Genomic DNA, 17790 nt, shown 5'->3' with positions numbered 1-17790 from the left:
TCCACATCTGACGCGGAGGACGTGCCCACCGGCCGTCCACACCATCGGACCCAAAGATCATTCTGGTCGCCTCGCGCCCCGAAGAGCTGAAGCACGGTCAACTTAGACCATCGGGGCCGATATGGAGAGGGGATGTGTTCAATTTGTGCTCAAGCTTTGATGCCAGACCCACGGATCGGTGCCCTCCGGAGGGTGCTTCAGCGAGGGAGAAGTGCCGTTTGACCTGTGGTGACGAGAGTTTTCGGGATGCCCGCACCGGCGCCCCCGAGGCGTCATGGCACGGGCACATTAGCCTTGTTCTGTGCCCTCCGGACGCACTGCGGCGGGGGTACCGGGGAGGCGTGCCGGGCCCGGCCGACCGCTGCGCGGAAGCGACCGGCGAGCGGCAACGGCCCGACTGGGGAGGTCAGTTCAGCGACGGCTGCCCTGCCGTGCCCGTCCGGGGCGGGCGGGCCGGTCGCACCGGACCGCGAGACGCCTGACTGGATCATGTGGGCATTTCGGCGGCACGCCCAAGGGCGCTTGCGTAACGGTCAAGGCCCGCTGGGCGACAGGCGAGTGTGAAGGAGCAGAGTCGTTTATGGTCGCGGACCCGAGGCCGAAAATGGCGGTGGTCACGAGAAACACTCGCCGTGCCCTGGTCGATGCATTACCTGCGAGCACGAACACCCTTGAGGACGAGAACTGAACGGGGAATGACGGAAAGTCTCGGACCGAAGCTCACCCGATATCAGGGTGTCGTTTGGTTGCCGAGGAAGTGACCGAATCCGGCGGTATCCCCGAGAGGAGGGAGGGCCGATACTGACCGGCTGCCCAGGGAGTTTACGGGAATGGCGTCAGGCACTCGGCTTCCCTCGTACCGCGGTTATTCCCCCTCGGTCCGCCCCCTCCGCCCGCCCGCGCACGTACAGATAACAATGCCCCCTGTACGGCAGCCTTTCCGGACCCCGGAGATTGCCGCCACGCGTGGTGTTGCGCGGCTCTGCGGACCGCAGAGGTGACCCACCGGAAGCGAGGTCACTCACCCCGGAACTCGGGCCACTCCCCGTCGAGAAGCGACGCGACCCCATGCCGCATGTCGCGCGAGGCCACCCCCGCGGCGAAGTCGGCGCGCTCCAGTTCGAGGTGCTCCGCCAGGCCGGTCGACAGGCTCCGGTCAAGGAGCCGCTTGGCGCTGCGGACGGCGTGCGGCGCGGCCTGCGCCAGCTCCTCCAGCCTGCGCAGCCCCGCGTCCACCAGTTCCGCGGGCTCGACGACCGCACTGACCAGACCCTCCTCAAGGGCCTGCGCGGGGCGCAGCACGGGCTGCTCAAGAAGCAGTTCCAACGCGCGGGCGTGCCCGACCACGCGGGGCAGGAACCAGGCCATGCCGGCGTCCGTGGACGCCCCGATGGCGCCGTAGGCGAAGTGGAAGGACGCCCGGCGCGAGGCGATGCGCAGGTCGCAGGCGAGGGCGAGCGAGAACCCCGCGCCCGCCGCCTGCCCGTTGACCGCGGCCAGGACGGGACAGCCCAGGGAGCGTACGGTCAGCACCACTTCGGACAGCAGCCCGGTCAGCCGATCGCCGTAGGCCACGGGGTCGAATCCCGGGTCCGACATGGCCTGGTGGTAGGCGCGCAGGTCGCCGCCGAGACAGAAGGCCCGCCCCGAGCCCGTGATGAGGACACCGCGCGGCTCCGGACCGGCCGCCAAGGACCGCAGCGCCGTGGCCAGCTGGACCAGCAGTTCGAGGTTCATCGCGTTGCCGGCGTCAGGACGGTCGAGCGTCACCACGGCCGTGTGCCCCCGCCGGGAGACAGGCACGAGGGGCGTGGTGACGGATGAGGAGTTTGAGGAATGTGAGGATTCGGCCGCCGAACTCATTTCCATGGCAGGGCAGCGTAGATCTACTCAAGGGCGCTCACAAGGCCACGTAATAGCGGTGACATTTCGAGGTCGATGTCCTAGCATCGCCCTAGACCGCCGGTGTGCATCTCTTTACATCGGTTCTTGGCACGCGATGTTCCACGGGGGTTGCATGCCGAACGTCGCTTCATTACGTCCACCTGACGAAAGCTGTTCTCTGGTGACGGGCGCGTCGCGCGGGATCGGCGCGGCCATCGCCCGCTCACTCGCCGTCACCGGCAGACCCGTCGTGGTCGGCTATCGCGCGGACGAGGCCGCCGCCCACCGCACCGTCGAGGCGATCGAGCAGGTCGGCGGCAAGGCGCTCGCCGTACGGGCCGACGTCACCGTCCCCGGCGAAGTGGAGAGCATATTCGATTCCGCTGAATCCGCCTTCGGGCCCGTCACGGTATTGATTAACAATGCCGGGATCCGGTCCGATCAGGTCTTCTCCGCCATGGAACCGGCCGACTGGAATGCGGTGTTGGACACCAACCTGAATTCCGTCTACCGGACCGTGCGCAGGGCCCTTCCGGGCATGGTGAAGGCGCGCTTCGGCCGGATCGTCAACATCGGTTCCGTGCTCGGCGGCCGGTCCCTGCCAGGCGTGGCCAACTACGCGGCGGCCAAAGCGGGCCTGGAGGGCCTGACCAGGTCGGTGGCCGTCGAAGTGGCCCGCCGCGGCATCACCGTCAACGCGGTGGCCCCTGGTCTCGTCGAGACCGAACTGGTGCGTGACGTCGAGTTCCTGAGACGTTCGGCCCGCACGGCGATCCCGGTGCGGCGGGCAGCCCGACCCGCCGAGATCGCGGCCTGCGTGAGCTTCCTGGCCTCGGCCGAGGCCGCCTACGTGACGGGAACCACCCTCACCGTCGACGGAGGACTCTCCGCCGCGGCCTTCCTTCCCGGCGCGGTCCACGATTGACAGTCGTCGGTGCCCGCCCGCCGTCCCGGGGCGCCGCCCCGACGCGCCGTGCCCGCCCGGCGCCCTTCCCTCCCGCTGCCCTGCCCGGGCGCACTGCCTCGATTGGAGATCACCCCATGACCACCACCGCCGCCACCCGTGAGTCCCTGACGGAGTTCGTCGTCGAAGCGCTGGAGGACTTCGGCGCAGACCCCGACGCCATCACCATGGACGTCTCCTTCGAGGACCTCGAAATCGACTCGCTGGACCTGGTGGAGCTGGGCCAAGGCGTGAAGAAGCGATTCGGCGTCCAGGTGCGCCCCAAGGACATGGACGGCGTCAAGACGGTGGGCGAGGCGCTCGACGTCATGTTCGCCACCGCGGGCCTGTGATGGCCCCTCGCGAGGCCGTCGTCACCGGAGTCGGGGCGGTGACCGCGCTCGGCACCGGAGCCGCGGTGCTGCACGACCGGGCCGTCGCCGGCGAGAGGGCACTCACCGGCGGCGAGGGCCGCTGCACCGACTTCTCCCCGGCCTCCGTACTGACCCGCAGGGAAGCCCGCAGGACCGACCGCTTCTCGCAGTTCGCCCTGGTGGCCGCCGCCGAAGCCGTCGCCGCGGCCGGCTGGGGCGACACCCCGCCCCACGCCCCCGAGCGGACCGCCTGCGTCGTGGGGTCCGGGGTGGGCGGCCTCGAGACCTTCGAGGAACAGCTCACCGTCCTCGACAAGGAAGGCCAGGAGGCCGTCTCCCCGCTCATGGTGCCCATGATGATGGCCAACGCCGCCGCGGCCCAGATCGCCCTGCGCTTCGGCCTGCGCGGCGAGAGCCACTGCGTGATCTCGGCCTGCTCGGCCGGCGCCCAGGCCATCGGCTCCGGCCTGCGCATGATCCGGTCCGGCGAGGCGGACGCGGTCGTGGTCGGCGGCGCGGAGGCCGCGACCTCGGAGATCGTCCGGGCCGCCTTCCTCAACGCCGGAGCCCTCTCACCGAGCGGGACGTCGGTGCCCTTCGACCGGGACCGCGACGGATTCCTGCTGGGGGAGGGGGCCGGAATCCTCATCCTCGAAGAGGCCGAAGCGGCGCGGAACAGAGGGGCGGCCGTCCTCGCCGAACTGGCCGGCTACGGCGCCACCAGCGACGCCCACCACCTGACCGCGCCCCACCCCGAGGGCATATCGGCGGCCCGGGCCGTCACCCTGGCCCTGACCGACGCGGGCGTCGCCCCGCAGGACGTCCACTACATCAACGCCCATGGCACCGGCACCGCCCTCAACGACAGCGCCGAGGTCACCGCCCTGCGCCGCAGCCTCGGACCCGCCCTGGAGAGCATCCCGCTGTCCTCCACCAAGTCCGCCGTCGGACACCTCCTGGGAGCGGCCGGCGCCGTGGAGGCCGTCGCCACCGTCATGGCCCTGCACCACCGCGAGGCACCACCGACCGCGGGCCTGCGCACCCCCGATCCCGAGCTGGGGCCGCTGACCCACCTCACGCGGTCCCGCCCCCTGCGCCCCGGCCCCGACGGACGCCTGACCGCGCTGTCCACCGCCTTCGGATTCGGCGGCCACAACGCGGTGCTCGTGCTGCGCACCCCCGCACGGGAGACCGGCCCATGATCGACCTGACCGGCCGGCGCCACCTGGTCACCGGCGTCCTCACCAGCGACTCCATCGCCTGGCACATCGCCCGCGCCCTCCAGACGGCCGGCGCCGACGTCCTCCTGACCGGCTACGGACGCAGCAGCCGCATCACCGAACTGGCCGCGGCCCAACTGCCCAAGCCCGCCGAGACCCTGGCCCTCGACGCCCGGCGCCCGCAGGACTTCCCCGCCCTCGCCGAGGCCGTCGCGGACCGGTGGCCGGAGCTGGACGGCGTGGTCCACGCCATCGCGGGCGCCCCGCCCGGCGCGATCGGCGGCGGCTTCCTCACCACCTCCGCCGCCGACGCCGAACACGCCCTGCGCACCAGCGCCCTCTCCCTCCACGCCCTGACCACGGCACTCACCCCGCTCCTCGAACGCGGCGCGACCCCGGGCAGCGTCGTGGGCATCGACTTCGACGGCACCCGCGCCTGGCCCGGCTACGACTGGATGGGCGTCTCCAAGGCCGCCCTCGAATCCGTCTGCCGCTACCTCGCCCTGTACCTCGGCCCCACCGGAATCCGCGTCAACCTGGTGGCCACCGGGCCCGTCGAGACCGTATCCGGGCGCGGCGTCAGCACCTTCGACGCCCTGGACCGCCGCTGGCGCGAGGAGGCCCCGCTGGGCTGGGACAGCACGACGGCAGCCGCCGACGTGGTCACAGGACCGGTGCTGTTCCTCCTGTCCGAACTGGCCCGGGGGATCACGGGCGAGGTGCTCCACGCGGACGGAGGCATGCGCTGCGTCGGCATGGGCGCGGCCGCCGCCCCGCCGGCCGCTGCCCCGTCGGCCGCCGCCCTGCCCGCCGCCACGGAAGCCGGGGCGCCGCCTGCCTCCGCGGAGCGACAGGAGGCACCGTGACCACCACCGCCCCCCGGGACGCCACCACGCCGCTGACCGCGGACCAGGGCGTACGCCGCCAACTGGTACACAAGCACGCCGTCGAACACGTCCTCACCACTGCCGTCGCGCGCCGCGACGACCGGCTCCTCGGAGTCGCCCAACTCCCGCGCTGCCACCGGTACTTCAACGACACCCACATCCCGTACTACGACCTGCTGCTGGTGGCCGAAGCGGCCCGGCAGACCGTCGAGGCCATGACCCACGAACTCCTGGGCGTGCCCCTGGACGCCCAGTTCGTGCTGGGCGGCCTGGCCGTGGAGATCACCCACCTGCCCGCCCTGCGCATCGGCCCCGCCCCCACCGACCTCGAGGTCGAACTCCACATCGACCGCAGCAGGCGCAGCCGGAGCGGAACCCTGCGCGCGCTGGAGGGGGTGGCACACTGCCGCGTCGACGGGAAGGAGGCGGCACGCTTCTCCGGCGCCCTGCGCTTCGTGCCCGCCGACACCTACTCCGACCTGCGCGCCGACCCCGCGCCCGCGCCGGGGCCCGCCACCACGCCTCCGCCCCGCTGCGCACCGGCCCTCGTGGGCCGCGGCGACCCTCGCAATGTCCTGCTCGGCCGAACCCGCCGCCGGGGCCACGAGACGCTCGCGCGCATCGTCCCGGACCCGGCCGACCCCGTCTTCTTCGACCACCCGCTGGACCATCTCCCGGGCATGCTCCTGGTCGAGGCGGCCCGGCAGTGCGCACTGCTGACCAGGACACACGCGAGCGGCTTACCCGTCACCGCGCTCGTGGCCACCGCCTGCCGCGCCGACTTCAGGGAGTTCGCCGAACACGGGCCGCCCCTGTGGTGCCGGGGGAGGCCCGAGGGCGCGGCGGGCGTACGCGTGACGGTCGAGCAGGGCGATCGCGTCATCGGGACGGTCGAGGTCGAGTTCACCACGCAACCGGACTTCGCCATGCCCCCGGACTTCGCCACGCCCCTCGACGACGCCGCGCGCCCCGAGCCCCCGCCCGCGGACAAGGCCCCGCCGACCGCGCACGGCACGGAACCCGGAGCGGACCCGGGGGAGGCGCCATGACCGCAGCGGCGAACTCGACCGGCAGCCCGGCAGCAAGTGCGGCCGACCACCCGGGCGCGACCACGCCCCCAGCGCCGGCCCCGGGCGCGACCACGGCCCCAGCGCAGGCCCCGGGCGCGACGCCGGCCCCGAGCGCGACCACGGCCCGAGCGCTGGCCCCGGGCGCGACCGTGACCCCAGCGCCGGCCCCGAGCACGACCCCAGCGCCGGCCCCGAGCACGGCCCCAGCCCCGTCCCCAGGCAGGAACCACGTCCCGAGCCCCGTCCTGAGCGGAGTCGGCGCCGCCCTGCCCTCCCGCGCCATCGGCAACGACCACTTCCTGCCCCTGGACACCACCGACGCCTGGATCACCCGCCGCACCGGCATCCGCACCCGGTACTGGCTCGGCCCCGGCGAGACCCTCGCCGATCTCGCGGAGCGCGCCGCGCGCGAGGCGCTCGCCGACGCGGGACGCCATCCCCACGAGGTCGACCACGTCCTCGTCTCCACCATGACCCCGGACCGGATCACCCCCGGCCTCGCCCCGGAACTCGCCGCACGCCTGGGCACCGAAGGGCCGCCCGCCGTCGACCTCAACGCGGCCTGCTCGGGCTTCGTCTACGCCCTCGACCACGCCTGCGCGCTGATCGAGACCGGCCGCGCCGGCTGCGTACTGGTCTGCGCAGCGGAGGCCCTGTCCCGCATCACCGACCACGGCGACCGCTCGACCGCTGTCCTGTTCGGCGACGCGGCGGGCGCCGTGGTGGTCACCGCCCACCCCACCGCCGAACGCCCCGTCTTCCTGCTCGGCTCCGACGGCCGCCACACCGAACTGCTCCACGCGGACCAGGACGAGCGCCTCCTGCGCATGGAGGGCGGCGAGGTCTTCGAGTTCGCCGTGGACAACATGGCCGAGCAGACCCGCAAGGTGTTGGGCGCCGGTGGGATCGGCCCGGACGACGTGGACCTGTTCATCGGCCACCAGGCCAACGCGCGGATCCTCCAGGCGGTCGCCGCCGAACTGGGCCTTCCGGAGTCACGCGTGGAGATCGCGGTCGACTCCGTCGGCAACACCTCCTCCGCCTCCATTCCGCACGCCCTGTGGCAGGCCCGCGAGCGCGGCCGGCTGCCCGCCGGGGCTCGGGTCGTCATGGCGGCCTTCGGCGCGGGCTTCGTCTGGGGCGCCGGATTCCTGCGCTGGAAGCCGGACACCCCGCAGCACCACCACACGCACCGCCCCGAGACACACACGTACACGTACGAGCACGACCGCACGCAGACGCAGACGCAGACGCAGACACACACGCAGACGCACACAGCCAACCCGAGCGACCAGGGAGACACCCCGTGCCAGAGGTGAGTTCACGAACAGAGCGCTACTACCTGGGGGACAACCCCACCCGCCCCGTCCCCTTCGACGGCGTCATGACGGTCTCGCACTACATCATGCCGAACTTCGCCACGATGGACTGGCACCAGGTGCCGCGCGAGAAAGTCGTCGAGAACATCCGCAGCCTGCAAGACCCGGGTGGCAACCTGAACGACCGGATCATGATGTACATCCATGTTCCGTACTGCAAGTCGTTCTGCCACTACTGCAACTTCAACCGGTTCCACTACCCCAAGCAGGACTCCGAGCGCCTTGAGCGGTACACCGACTACCTCATCAAGGAGATCGACTGGTACATGCGGCAACCGTACGTACAGGCCCGGGAGTTCAGCGCCATCTACGTCGGCGGCGGCAGCCCATCGACGCTGCCCGTGTCCGCGGTGGAGCGCCTGAGCGACCACCTGCGCAAGGTCGTCCCGAACTTCGACACGATCGAGAAGAGCTTCACCGGAGAGCCCCGCACCCTGCGCCGCCCCGGCCTCCTGGAGGTCCTGCGCGACCACGGCTGGGACCGGGTCACCTTCGGCATCGAGACGCTCAACGAGAAGATCCACCGCAAGATCGGCCGCCTCGACACGCGCGAGGACGTCGACGCGATCTTCAACCGGATGCGGGACATCGGCTACACCGCCGACACCTGCGTGGACATGATGTACGACCTGCCCGGTCAGACCCTCGAAGGGTTCCAGGCCGAGCTGGCCGAGCTGCTGGACTGCTACGACCCCACCGAGATCGACCTCTTCACCACGATCTACCTGCCCTACCGGCCCCTGCACAAGCTCATCATGGACGGCCGGGTCGAACAGCCGGGCAGCCCGTGGCAGCTGCTGGCCATGCGCGAGCACCTCTACGACGCCCTGACCGAAGCGGGCTACCACAACACCATCGCCGAGACCTGGTCCAAGCGCCCGGAGCGGTCCCAGTACCAGACCGCCCACTGCGCCCGCCAGGACATCATCGGCATCGGCTGCGCGGCCCGCGGCAACCTCCGCGACATGGTGTCGATCAACCCCGAGAAGGTGGACGACTGGCAGCGCAACGTCGACGAACAGGGCACCTCCACCGAGACCCTCCAGTCCATCGGCCACGAGGGCGTCCTCGACCGGATCATGGTGATGTTCCCCCGCTACAAGTCCCTCGACAAGGAACTCCTGGCCGACTACGCGGCCCAGGTCGACGAGGCGGCCTTCGAACGGGTCCGTGCCGTGCTCGACGGACACCTCGCCGCCGGCGTCATCGAGGACGAGGGCGACCGGTTCACCGTCAACAAGCTGGGTGTCATCTGGCACGGCAACCTCCAGACCGACTACCTTCGCCACACGCTCAACACCAAGGGCGAAGTGCTGATGGACCACCTCACCGAAGCCCGCCAGGACTTCGACAGCGAGAACCGCTTCGAGGTCACCGCCGAGACCCTCTACATCAAGGAGCACGACGCGGAGTACCCGAGGCTGATGAAGTAACGCCCCGCCGCGCCGTCCCCGATGTCGCCTTCTCCGTCGAAAGGAGCGCCACATGAACGGCGAGACCCCGGACCCGGCGGCGCGGCCGAAGAAGCAGAGCGCCCCGCCGCCCCTGCTGGCCCGGATCGAGTCCGCTCCCGGAGTGACCCTGGCGGCGCGCGTCCTGCGCCACGAGGACCCCACCGCGCCCGTCGCGGTGGTGCTGCCGGCCATGGGAGCCTCCGCCCGCTTCTATCTGCCCTTCGTACGGGCACTGCACAAGGAGGGTCTGACCGTGGTCGTCGCCGATCAGCGCGGCCACGGCGAATCCGTCCCCCGCGTCGCGCGCGGCGTCCGCTTCGGCTACCGCGAACTGCTCGAGGAGGACCTGCCCGCCCTCCTCGGGACCGTCCGGCGCGAACTGCCCGACCGGCCCGTGATCCTGGTCGGCCACAGCCTGGGCGGCCAACTCGCCCTGCTGTACGCCGCGAACCACCCCGCCGACGTCGACGCGATCGCCCTGGTCGCCAGCGGGTCCGTCTGGTACCGGGGCTTCGGCGGCCCGCGCGCCCTGCGCAACCTCGTCGCCGGTCAGCTCTTCGCCGCGCTGGCCACCGTGGTCGGCTACTGGCCCGGCAAACGCTTCGGCTTCGGCGGCACGGAGGCCGCCGGCGTCATGCGCGACTGGGCCCGACAGGGACGCACCGGCGACTACCGGCCCCAGGGCAGTACCGTCGACTACGAGCGGGCCCTGCGCGACCTCACCCACCCGGTCCTCGCCATCGGCGTCCGCGGCGACCAGCTCGCCCCGGCGGGCTCCCGGCGCCACCTGCTGTCCAAGGTCCCGCGCTGCGCCCTGGACGAGTGGGACTACACCAGCGAGGCCGCCGGCGGGAAGCCGATCGACCACTTCCGCTGGGTCCGCTACCACGCCGGCCTCTGCGCGCACCTCGCCCAGTGGGTCGGCGAGACCGTCAAGGCCAAGGGGAGGAGCACCACGGATGAGCACTGAGCGCTCCGGCGCCCGCGTGATCGTCGTCGGCGGCGGCTGGTCGGGCCTGGCCGCCGCCTGGAACCTGCGCCGCGCGGGCGCCCGCCCCCTCCTCCTCGACGATCACACCACCCTCGGCGGCCGCTCCGCCACCGCCCGCGTCGGCTCCCGCGCGATCACCCTCGGTGGCAAGAACATCGGCCGCAAGTACAGCCGCTTCCGTGCCTTCGCCGCTGAACTCGGCGCCGACGAAGTGGCCTACGAGCACTTCGGCATCAACTCCTCGCGCGTCGAGGACGGCCGCGTGCGCACCACCGACAGCACCAACAAGGCGGCCGCGCTGTACGGGCTGCTGCGCGGCGTGCCCCCGCGCGATCTGGCCCGGATCCTCCGCCTCGCGTACTACGTCCGGCGCGACCGCGCCAACGCCTTCCTGTCCGGGCCCGACATCGAACGCTACGCCGCGCGCACCGGCGACCCCACCCTCTCCGACTTCTTCGGCGCGCGCCTGCGGGAGCGCCTGATCCGCCCGGCCGTGATCCGCATGAACGGCGCCGAGCCGGAGGAGACGCACCTGTCCACCTTGGGCACCAACATCGGCATGCTCCTGGACGGCTTCGACCAGCTCACCGACGGCTTCGACCCGCTCCTGCACGCCTTCGCCGCCCAGGTGGAGACCCGCACCGCCACCCGGGTCACGGCAGTGCGCGTCACCGCCGGACGTGTCACCGGCGTACGCCTCCGCACGCCCGACGGCACGCCCTCCGAGGAGGAGGCCGACGCCGTGGTCCTCGCCGTGCCCGCCCCGCACGCCGCCGCGCTGGTGCGGGAACACCGCGAGGAACTCGCCCGACACCTCGGCCGCGTCCGCTACTTCCCGGTCTCGGTCGTCGTCGCCGAGTACAGCCGCCCGGTCTTCGACGAGCAGGTCCGCGCGCTGACCTTCCCTCCGGACAGCCCCCTCAGCAACGCGGGTGCCTACGGCATGACGGACCGACACCTCGTCCGCTACACCTTCAGCGGCCGGGCGGCCCGCGCCCTGCCCGGCGACGACGAGGAACTCGTCGCCCTCGCCGAGCGGCGCCTCGGCGCCCACCTCGACCTCGAAGGCCCCAAGCGCCTGGACGCGGTCACCGCACGCTGGGAGCACGGCCTGTGCGCCTACGCCCCCTCCCACACCCGCACCCTGTCCACCGTGGACGCCCTCACCGCCGCACTGCCGGGACTGGCCCTGACCGGCGACTACGTACGAGGTGCCTCCATCGAGGCGTGCTTCCGCGGCGCCGAGGAGCGCACGGACCGGCTGCTGCACCGTCTCGACGGCCCGGGATGACCCGCACGAGGCCGCGGAGGACGTGGCCTCGGTGGAGCGACGACGGTCGCTGGGGGTTGCAGGTCGCTAGGGGTTGCAGTTGGTCACGAAACCTTCGTTGACGCGGCAGATGTCGTTGCCTTCGCCGCCGTCGACTTCGCCCTCGTTCAGCAGGACCTGGATCTTGTCGTCTCCAGTTGCTTCACCGCGCCGGGCCTCCGCACGTGAACACCGGACTCACTGAAGGGGATTGGCCCGGGAGCACGCGCACGTCGGCACCTGCGGAGCGGCGGATTCCTCCCGCCCGCCCACGGATGTGAGACCACCGGACAGGCCCCGCCCCTCCGCTTCCTCCGCGCCGGCCAGCCAGAAGAAGACCGGCGGCAGGCCCAGCTCGATGACAGCCAGCACGATCTGGAACCCTTGCGGCCAGCCGTGCACCGCGAGCGAGAGCAGCCGGGCCATACCGCCAAGGAGGAAGACACCAGCCAGCCACCGCACCGCCTGAGCCGGGATCGGACGTTGCCGCGCGGCCCAGAGCCAGGCCAGTCCGTAGCCGACGAAGCTGGCCCCCATGAAACGGCCCCAGCTGTCGACCGTCGCGCCGGCGGAACCGGCCCCGGGGAGCGCCGCGTTGCCGAGCAGCGCGTGGAACAGGCCGATCGCCACGCAGGCCCAGCCCATCAGCTGCGTGAGTGTGCGCAGAGCCCTGGTCACAATCCCTCCAAGCTGTTCCGAACGGAGCTTAGTTGACGTGTGTCTACTACAGTGACGCGCCAGTAGACCCCTGTCAACTAAGCTTCCTCTCATGCCTCCCCGCCAGCGCCTCGCCCCCGAGGACCGCCGCGCCCAGCTCCTTGCCGTCGGCGCCCGGCTCTTCGCCGCACGCCCGTACGCCGACGTGCTGATGGAGGAGGTGGCCGAAGAGGCCGGCGTCTCCCGGGCCTTGCTCTACCGCCATTTCCCCAGCAAGCACGCCCTCTTCGCGGCCGTCTACCAGCAGGCGGCGGACCAACTGCTCGCCCGGACGCGACTCGACCGCTCCGACTCCCTGGTGGAGCAGCTCATCCAGGGCATGGACGTCCACCTCGACTACTTCGTGGCGAACCGCCACGCCGTCCTCGCCGCGAACCGGGTCCTCGCGGGCGACCCCGTAATCCAGACGATCATGTCCAACGAGCTGGACGCCCTCCGCGCACGCCTGCTGGACGTACTTCCCCTCGCGGACGAGAACGCCCGCGACGCCGTGTCCGCCGTCCTGAAGAGCTGGCTGGTCTTCGTCCAGGTGCTCTGCGTCGACTGGCTCACCCACGAGACCTGCACCCGCACCGAGTTGCGCGACGTATGCGTCGGAGCGGTCATCGGCGCCCTCCGGCCCCTGCTCACGGAGGACCCGGCACCCGACTGGAGTGGGGGTCAGCCCTAGCCGCCCATGGCCCGGACACTGATCGACCAGGGCCCGTCCGACCGCGCGTACACCAGGCACGGCCCGGGGAGCGGGACCTCTCCCGTCCACCGGCCGACGTGGTTGGCCAGTTCGTCGAGGAAGCCGGAGCCGTCGGGCTCGAAGGTGTCGGCGAGGAAGTAGCCGCCGTCGGAGGAGCGGGGGGTGCCCGCGTAGCGCAGGTGGGCGATGGCAGGGCCTCCCTCGTAGCGCAGGACGTCCGAGGCGGGGCGCTCCGCGTGACCTTCGAGGACTACGGCGTCGTCCAGGCCCGTCGCCTCCACCGTCCATGGGCCGTCCGCCTGGACCCGCAGCGCGCGCACCGGACGGTCGTCAGCGTTGACCAGATGACGGCACGCGAAGGGGCCGTCCGCATAGACGAGTTGGCTTCCCGAACGCATCCGGTCGTCCAGGGCGTCCACCACGAAGTGGCCGGGGCCGTGGTGAGTGATGCCGAGGATGACCGGTCCCGTACCGCTCGTGAGTTCCCCCACCCGGCTGCCGTCGCCGGTGAGCCGCTGGAGCACGGGTGCGCCCGCGCCCACCGGCCCCGGGGCAGGCCTGCCGGCCACGGTCATGGGCTTGTCCGTCTTGGACACGCCGTGCAGCGGGACCGGCCCCGCGCCCCCGGGCGCCCGTCCGCCGCCTTTCCGCAGCCACTTCATGCCATCCCCTCCGGTGCCCACATCGATGGTCGATACGCACTTCGTGACGTACGTCGCGACGTACCTCGTGACGTACTTCGAGACGTACGTCGTGACGTACGAGGAGTATGACGCGGCAGTGGGAGCCCTGGCCGCGTGGGTGTACTGGGCCATGGGCTCGGGGCATCGGCGAGGGCGAGGCTGCTGTCGGGTGGCTGCGGCGGCAGGGCACGGTAACGGCCCGGGGGGGGGCGCCGTCGGGATGCCGCAGGATCGCGGCGAAGCTGGGGCCGCGGTCTGTGCTCAACGGTCGAGGTGAAGCCGGGAGAGTAATCTTCCGGCACCGTCCGCTTTTCTCCCGGGAGTGCCTGCCTGTGTTTTCCTCCACCGTCGTCGTCGGCCTGCATGGGACTCTTCAGCGGCATCCTTGGTTCGACCGGGTGGTGACGCGGGATGCCGACGCCGAGGGCTCCGTCGAGGAGGACCTCCTGTTTCTCGCCGTCGACCGGGCCGGTTCCTGCGGCTGGCGGACCGTGAGCGGCTTGCTGCACGAGGGCGGTGAGGTCACGGCCAGCCATGAGCCCACCGCGTGGGCTCACGAGGAGGTCGGCGGCGACTGGACGCAGGACGGCGAGGTGCGCCAACTGGCGTGGCTGGCGGCGGGGGTCCACCTCGACCCTCCGCGTCCGGGGCTTCCTGTGCGGCCGATCGCCCAGGTGCTGTCCGAGACGCTGACGCGCGTGGGCGCGGTCACGTTCACCGGCCTGCACGCCCTGCTGCCGTTGCAGGCGACCGAGCGCGACACGGCCTTCCACCAGGTCGAGCTGGCGCCGTGGTTCGACCTGGCCGATCCGGACGCCCGGCACGAGGTGGTGGTGACCATCTCCTGCCGCCCCGGCGAGGGCGGACCGGCCGAGGACGACGCGGCGGCCCTCCGCGAGGCGGTACGGGAAAGGGCGCGGGGGACGGTGGGCGTCTCCGCCCCCGTGCCGGGCGGCGAACTCGCGGGCCTGGGCCTCGATCTCGGCGGGATGACGCACACCCAGGGAATGCGCGAGGTGATCCGATTCGGCTGTGCCACGCGGGAGTGGTCGCCGGATCTGGCGGTGTGGCTCGTGGAGATGACCGCTGAGGCGCTGCGCGAGGCGGGGCGATTGGCGCCGGTGGTCGTGACGGCGTCACTCGCGCACCCCTCCGCGTAACCCGAGCTGCCTGGCTGAGCACGTTCCTCCTGCGCGGCCGGACTGGCGTGCGCCCGGGGGTGGCTCCTCCACCCAGCAGCTACCAGAGGGGGCAAGGTGGCGCGGGCGCTCTGAGGGCTCGGAATTGCTCAACGCGTCCTGAGGGTGCGCGATTGGTATGGACATGACGAAGCCCTCGGGGCTACTCTCGGACTTGGTCTAGACCGCGTCGGACGTGTGCCCTCCGGTTGATTCCGTGCTGCCGCCCTGCCCTCACTGTTCGCTCCGGCAGCGCATCCGAGGTGCGCGTCCCCCCCCACCCGCAACCCCGGACCACGGGAGCGCCCCATGCGCAAGAAGTTCACCTCATTACTCCTGAGCCTCGGCCTCGCCGGCTCGGCCGTGCTCGCCACCAGCGGCAGCGCCCAGAGCCACGGCTACACCGACTCGCCCGTCAGCCGCCAGCAGTTGTGCGGCAACGGCACCGTCCGAAACTGCGGGCAGATCCAGTGGGAGCCGCCGAGCGTCGAGGGGCCCAAGGGCTTCCCCGCGCGCGGGCCCGCCGACGGACACATCTGCTCGGGCGGCATCGGGCGCTTCCACGAGCTGGACGACCCGCGCGGCGGGAACTGGCCGGCCACCAGCCTGACCGCGGGCCAGAGCCACACCTTCGTCTGGCGGATCACCGCCCGCCACTCCACCACCGACTTCCGCTACTACATCACCAAGGACGGCTGGGACTCCACCAAGCCACTGACCAGGGCCGACCTGGACCCGCAGCCGTTCCTCACCGTGGCCTTCGGCGGCCGCCTGCCCGGCTCCACCGTCACCCACAGCGGCGTCCTGCCCCAGAAGACCGGCCGACACCTCATCCTCGGCGTCTGGACCATCGCCGACACCGGCAACGCCTTCTACGCCTGCTCCGACGTGCGCTTCTGACGGACCGCAGCCGGGTCAGCCCAAGCGCGCGGCCCTGCCCTGCCGCGCGCTGCTGAGGGTTTGGAACCACGGCCCCCCTCACCAGCGGAAGGGCCACGCCTGACCGCCCTCGACTTCACTTCCGCGTAGCGCTCGCAAAGGGGGTGTACGCCAAGGGCCCCGGCATCGAGCGCGGGCAACCGCAGCCGGTTCGCTACGCACCACCGGGGCCTCGGCTGCCGGACCGAGACTGCGGCCCTCCGACACGACGGGGCTGCCGTGAAACTGAGGTCACGCCGCCCCGGGGGCTCCTGGGGCCTTCCGAACGAGGAGCGCGCCATACGATCGTTCGCCGATGCCTGCCACAAGGTTCTGACAGGGGGCAGGTTCCCCTGCCCGCGCTGGTACGGCACGGGTCGACCGAAACCCCGTAGGGTCCTAAGCGTCCTAGAAAAGGTCTCGTACGCGCTGGGGGCAGGGAATTCGGATGCGACACCACTGAACCGGTCGGAGCCCTCACCCCTGAAAACCCTGGACACGCCCTCTCCGACCCGAGGCTCCTCCCACCCCGCGGCGTGTCTGCGAACGATGCGGCTGGCCGCGAGCGCGGACTTCTCCGTCACAGGCGTCGCATCGCCACCTGGGCCGCCTGCGTCCAGGACTGGCTCGTCCTCTCCGCGGGGCAGTTGGCTACGGCGTTGGCGGGCCTGAGCGACGGGGCCTTCGCCGGCCTGCCGCTGGTGGTCGGCTTGGCGGCCCGGCAGACGGCAGCCGTACGCTGCTCCGCGCGGGCATGGCCGTGCACCTGGCGGCGCTGACCAGGGCTCGCTCTGGCGGTGTTCGGGCGCGGAAGCACCACCGTCGACGTGGCGATGAACACCCAGGGGTTCCTGGCCGAGCGGGCCTACGCGCGGCCGGTGCGCGGCGGCCTCCACGCGATGTTCAGCCTCGGCGGCATCGTGGGGGCGGGCGTCGGCGGATTCGCGGCGTCGACGGGCGTGGGCATCGGCCCGCACGTCGCCGTCACCGTGGTGGCCCCGTGCGCGGTGGCGGCGTGGGCGTCGACCGACCTGGCATCCGAACCGGGACGGGCGGAACGAGCGGCGGAAATCTCCGGCCCACTCCTGGCGCTGCCCGGCCCCGGACTATCCCCGGCCTCGTCGCGTTCTGCGCGCTGACGGGGGAGGGGGTCGTGAACGACTGGGGCGTGGTCCACCTGCACGAGGTGGCGGACGCGTCTGCGGGCCTGGCGGGCGTGGGCTTCGCTGTCTTCGTGGCTGGCGCGGTTGTTGGGCGGTTCTTCGCTGACCGGGTCCGTTCTCGGGTCGATGTGCCTGTATCTGGGTCTGCGCTGCTGCCCAGGAGTGGGTTGCGTACTTGAGAATGTTCTGTGCGTGCTGCTGTCCTGGGGTGATGAGGTGGCATGGTGGGCGACCACGGTGGGGCAGCCCTGGTCCCTCCGCTGACGCTGGCTTGGGTGAACCGGCACCTGAAGGTCGGTGAACGGTTCGTCAGAGCCCAGGCACTGCATGGTGGCACCACCGCTGGCGTGTGCAGGCTGGCTATTCGCACATGGGACGGAGGCACTCGATATCTGGTGCTGCGGCCTTTCGCCCCCACGGGGCATGCTGCGGACTGGTTGAACAGGGAGGCCTACGCGCTGACCTTGCTTGTGGGGACCGGCATTCCGGCTCCCCGGCTGATGCGACCGCTACGCATTGCGTGTCTCCCTCTCTCCTGGTGACGCATCTGGCGGCCGGGCGGACCTTGGGGGACGTGGGATTGGGGGACACGCGTTCCCCTGCAGGCCCGTCAGCTCGTGGCGATCCACGCGCTGCGGCTCGTCGAGTGTCTGCGGGAGTGTGAGGTGTTGTCGGTGGCTGGCGCTGTGGTGGTTTGGGCGGGCGTGGATGGGGCGGTGTAGGTGGCGGTGTTCGGCGTGGTGGACGGGTCCGCGGCGTCTGGGCGCTTATGCCGCCGTGTTGATGCAGGGGGGCGGGCGGGGTGTGAGTAGACGTGGGGTGGGGGGGGGGGGGGTCCCCCCCGGAGGGCCCAAAGGCCACCGGTTCTATTGTGCGTTTGTTGGTTTCTGCTGCTTCTCTCTCTTTTGGGTTGTTGCTTTGGGGTGGTT

At 71.6% G+C, this 17790-nt stretch carries 17 protein-coding genes; 13 read left to right on the top strand and 4 right to left on the bottom strand.

The window, feature by feature from the left end:
* Positions 1–1017 precede the first annotated feature (1017 nt).
* Complete coding sequence (locus AC07GB_RS13835) at positions 1018–1803, bottom strand: enoyl-CoA hydratase/isomerase family protein (RefSeq protein WP_478844890.1); 786 nt, start codon at positions 1801–1803, stop codon at positions 1018–1020.
* 214 nt (positions 1804–2017) lie between these two features.
* On the opposite strand from AC07GB_RS13835, the gene fabG reads away from it, so the two are divergent.
* The 9 genes from fabG to AC07GB_RS13790 all read left to right on the top strand — a co-directional run bounded on the left by fabG (position 2018) and on the right by AC07GB_RS13790 (position 11493).
* Complete coding sequence (gene fabG, locus AC07GB_RS13830) at positions 2018–2809, top strand: 3-oxoacyl-ACP reductase FabG (RefSeq protein ID WP_478844889.1); 792 nt, start codon at positions 2018–2020, stop codon at positions 2807–2809.
* Between the two features lie 116 nt (positions 2810–2925).
* Complete coding sequence (locus tag AC07GB_RS13825) at positions 2926–3180, top strand: acyl carrier protein (RefSeq protein WP_478844887.1); 255 nt, start codon at positions 2926–2928, stop codon at positions 3178–3180.
* Positions 3180–4403, top strand: a complete 1224-nt coding sequence (locus AC07GB_RS13820; protein WP_478844885.1) for a beta-ketoacyl-[acyl-carrier-protein] synthase family protein — start codon at positions 3180–3182, stop codon at positions 4401–4403. Before AC07GB_RS13825 ends, AC07GB_RS13820 begins: the two co-directional genes overlap by 1 nt.
* On the top strand, positions 4400–5287 hold the full coding sequence (locus tag AC07GB_RS13815; protein WP_478844883.1) for an SDR family oxidoreductase: 888 nt from the start codon (positions 4400–4402) through the stop codon (positions 5285–5287). Before AC07GB_RS13820 ends, AC07GB_RS13815 begins: the two co-directional genes overlap by 4 nt.
* Entirely contained in the window at positions 5284–6357 is a 1074-nt protein-coding gene (locus AC07GB_RS13810) for a ScbA/BarX family gamma-butyrolactone biosynthesis protein (protein WP_478844881.1), read from the top strand. Before AC07GB_RS13815 ends, AC07GB_RS13810 begins: the two co-directional genes overlap by 4 nt.
* Before the next feature lie 170 nt (positions 6358–6527).
* Positions 6528–7697 (top strand): beta-ketoacyl-ACP synthase 3, encoded by a 1170-nt coding sequence (locus AC07GB_RS13805; protein ID WP_478844879.1) that lies wholly within the window; start codon positions 6528–6530, stop codon positions 7695–7697.
* Positions 7694–9190 (top strand): coproporphyrinogen-III oxidase family protein, encoded by a 1497-nt coding sequence (locus AC07GB_RS13800; protein ID WP_478844877.1) that lies wholly within the window; start codon positions 7694–7696, stop codon positions 9188–9190. Before AC07GB_RS13805 ends, AC07GB_RS13800 begins: the two co-directional genes overlap by 4 nt.
* A 52-nt stretch (positions 9191–9242) precedes the next feature.
* The gene (locus tag AC07GB_RS13795) at positions 9243–10181 is read left to right on the top strand and encodes an alpha/beta hydrolase family protein (protein ID WP_478844875.1); all 939 of its coding nucleotides are present in this window, start codon (positions 9243–9245) and stop codon (positions 10179–10181) included.
* On the top strand, positions 10171–11493 hold the full coding sequence (locus AC07GB_RS13790; RefSeq protein WP_478844873.1) for a protoporphyrinogen/coproporphyrinogen oxidase: 1323 nt from the start codon (positions 10171–10173) through the stop codon (positions 11491–11493). Before AC07GB_RS13795 ends, AC07GB_RS13790 begins: the two co-directional genes overlap by 11 nt.
* Positions 11494–11709: 216 nt before the next feature.
* On the opposite strand, the gene AC07GB_RS13785 is transcribed toward AC07GB_RS13790, so the two are convergent.
* The gene (locus tag AC07GB_RS13785; RefSeq protein WP_478844871.1) at positions 11710–12189 is read right to left on the bottom strand and encodes a DUF4345 domain-containing protein; all 480 of its coding nucleotides are present in this window, start codon (positions 12187–12189) and stop codon (positions 11710–11712) included.
* Positions 12190–12280: 91 nt separating this feature from the next.
* Between AC07GB_RS13785 and AC07GB_RS13780 the strand changes: the two genes are divergently transcribed.
* Complete coding sequence (locus AC07GB_RS13780; protein ID WP_478844870.1) at positions 12281–12898, top strand: TetR/AcrR family transcriptional regulator; 618 nt, start codon at positions 12281–12283, stop codon at positions 12896–12898.
* Here the strand turns inward: AC07GB_RS13780 and AC07GB_RS13775 are convergent.
* On the bottom strand, positions 12895–13734 hold the full coding sequence (locus tag AC07GB_RS13775; protein ID WP_478844869.1) for a hypothetical protein: 840 nt from the start codon (positions 13732–13734) through the stop codon (positions 12895–12897). The two genes, AC07GB_RS13780 and AC07GB_RS13775, sit on opposite strands and share 4 nt — an antisense overlap.
* Before the next feature lie 200 nt (positions 13735–13934).
* Here AC07GB_RS13775 and AC07GB_RS13770 point away from each other — a divergent pair, with 200 nt between their 5' ends.
* On the top strand, positions 13935–14762 hold the full coding sequence (locus AC07GB_RS13770; protein ID WP_478844867.1) for a hypothetical protein: 828 nt from the start codon (positions 13935–13937) through the stop codon (positions 14760–14762).
* 327 nt (positions 14763–15089) lie between these two features.
* Positions 15090–15680: a lytic polysaccharide monooxygenase auxiliary activity family 9 protein gene (locus AC07GB_RS13765; protein WP_478844866.1), complete on the top strand. Its 591-nt coding sequence runs from the start codon at positions 15090–15092 to the stop codon at positions 15678–15680.
* Positions 15681–16278: 598 nt separating this feature from the next.
* On the opposite strand, the gene AC07GB_RS13760 is transcribed toward AC07GB_RS13765, so the two are convergent.
* Positions 16279–16539 carry a hypothetical protein gene (locus tag AC07GB_RS13760; RefSeq protein WP_478844865.1) on the bottom strand — a complete coding sequence of 87 codons (261 nt, stop codon included), beginning with the start codon at positions 16537–16539 and terminating at the stop codon, positions 16279–16281.
* On the opposite strand from AC07GB_RS13760, the gene AC07GB_RS13755 reads away from it, so the two are divergent.
* A complete protein-coding gene (locus AC07GB_RS13755) occupies positions 16526–16837 on the top strand; it encodes a hypothetical protein (RefSeq protein ID WP_478844864.1) in 312 nt (103 codons plus the stop codon). The two genes, AC07GB_RS13760 and AC07GB_RS13755, sit on opposite strands and share 14 nt — an antisense overlap.
* Positions 16838–17790 lie beyond the last annotated feature (953 nt).

The sequence above is a fragment of the Streptomyces sp. NPDC045778 genome, from assembly GCF_056431945.1.
This window is presented reverse-complemented; position numbering and strand designations above follow the sequence as displayed.

Bases quoted from the DNA above. Each gene is read 5' to 3' on its own strand.
- fabG (WP_478844889.1), top strand. From the start codon at position 2,018: ATGCCGAACGTCGCTTCATTACGTCCACCTGACGAAAGCTGTTCTCTG.
- AC07GB_RS13825 (WP_478844887.1), top strand. From the start codon at position 2,926: ATGACCACCACCGCCGCCACCCGTGAGTCCCTGACGGAGTTCGTCGTC.
- AC07GB_RS13820 (WP_478844885.1), top strand. From the start codon at position 3,180: ATGGCCCCTCGCGAGGCCGTCGTCACCGGAGTCGGGGCGGTGACCGCG.
- AC07GB_RS13815 (WP_478844883.1), top strand. From the start codon at position 4,400: ATGATCGACCTGACCGGCCGGCGCCACCTGGTCACCGGCGTCCTCACC.
- AC07GB_RS13795 (WP_478844875.1), top strand. From the start codon at position 9,243: ATGAACGGCGAGACCCCGGACCCGGCGGCGCGGCCGAAGAAGCAGAGC.
- AC07GB_RS13790 (WP_478844873.1), top strand. From the start codon at position 10,171: ATGAGCACTGAGCGCTCCGGCGCCCGCGTGATCGTCGTCGGCGGCGGC.
- AC07GB_RS13780 (WP_478844870.1), top strand. From the start codon at position 12,281: ATGCCTCCCCGCCAGCGCCTCGCCCCCGAGGACCGCCGCGCCCAGCTC.
- AC07GB_RS13775 (WP_478844869.1), bottom strand. From the start codon at position 13,734: ATGGCCCAGTACACCCACGCGGCCAGGGCTCCCACTGCCGCGTCATAC.
- AC07GB_RS13765 (WP_478844866.1), top strand. From the start codon at position 15,090: ATGCGCAAGAAGTTCACCTCATTACTCCTGAGCCTCGGCCTCGCCGGC.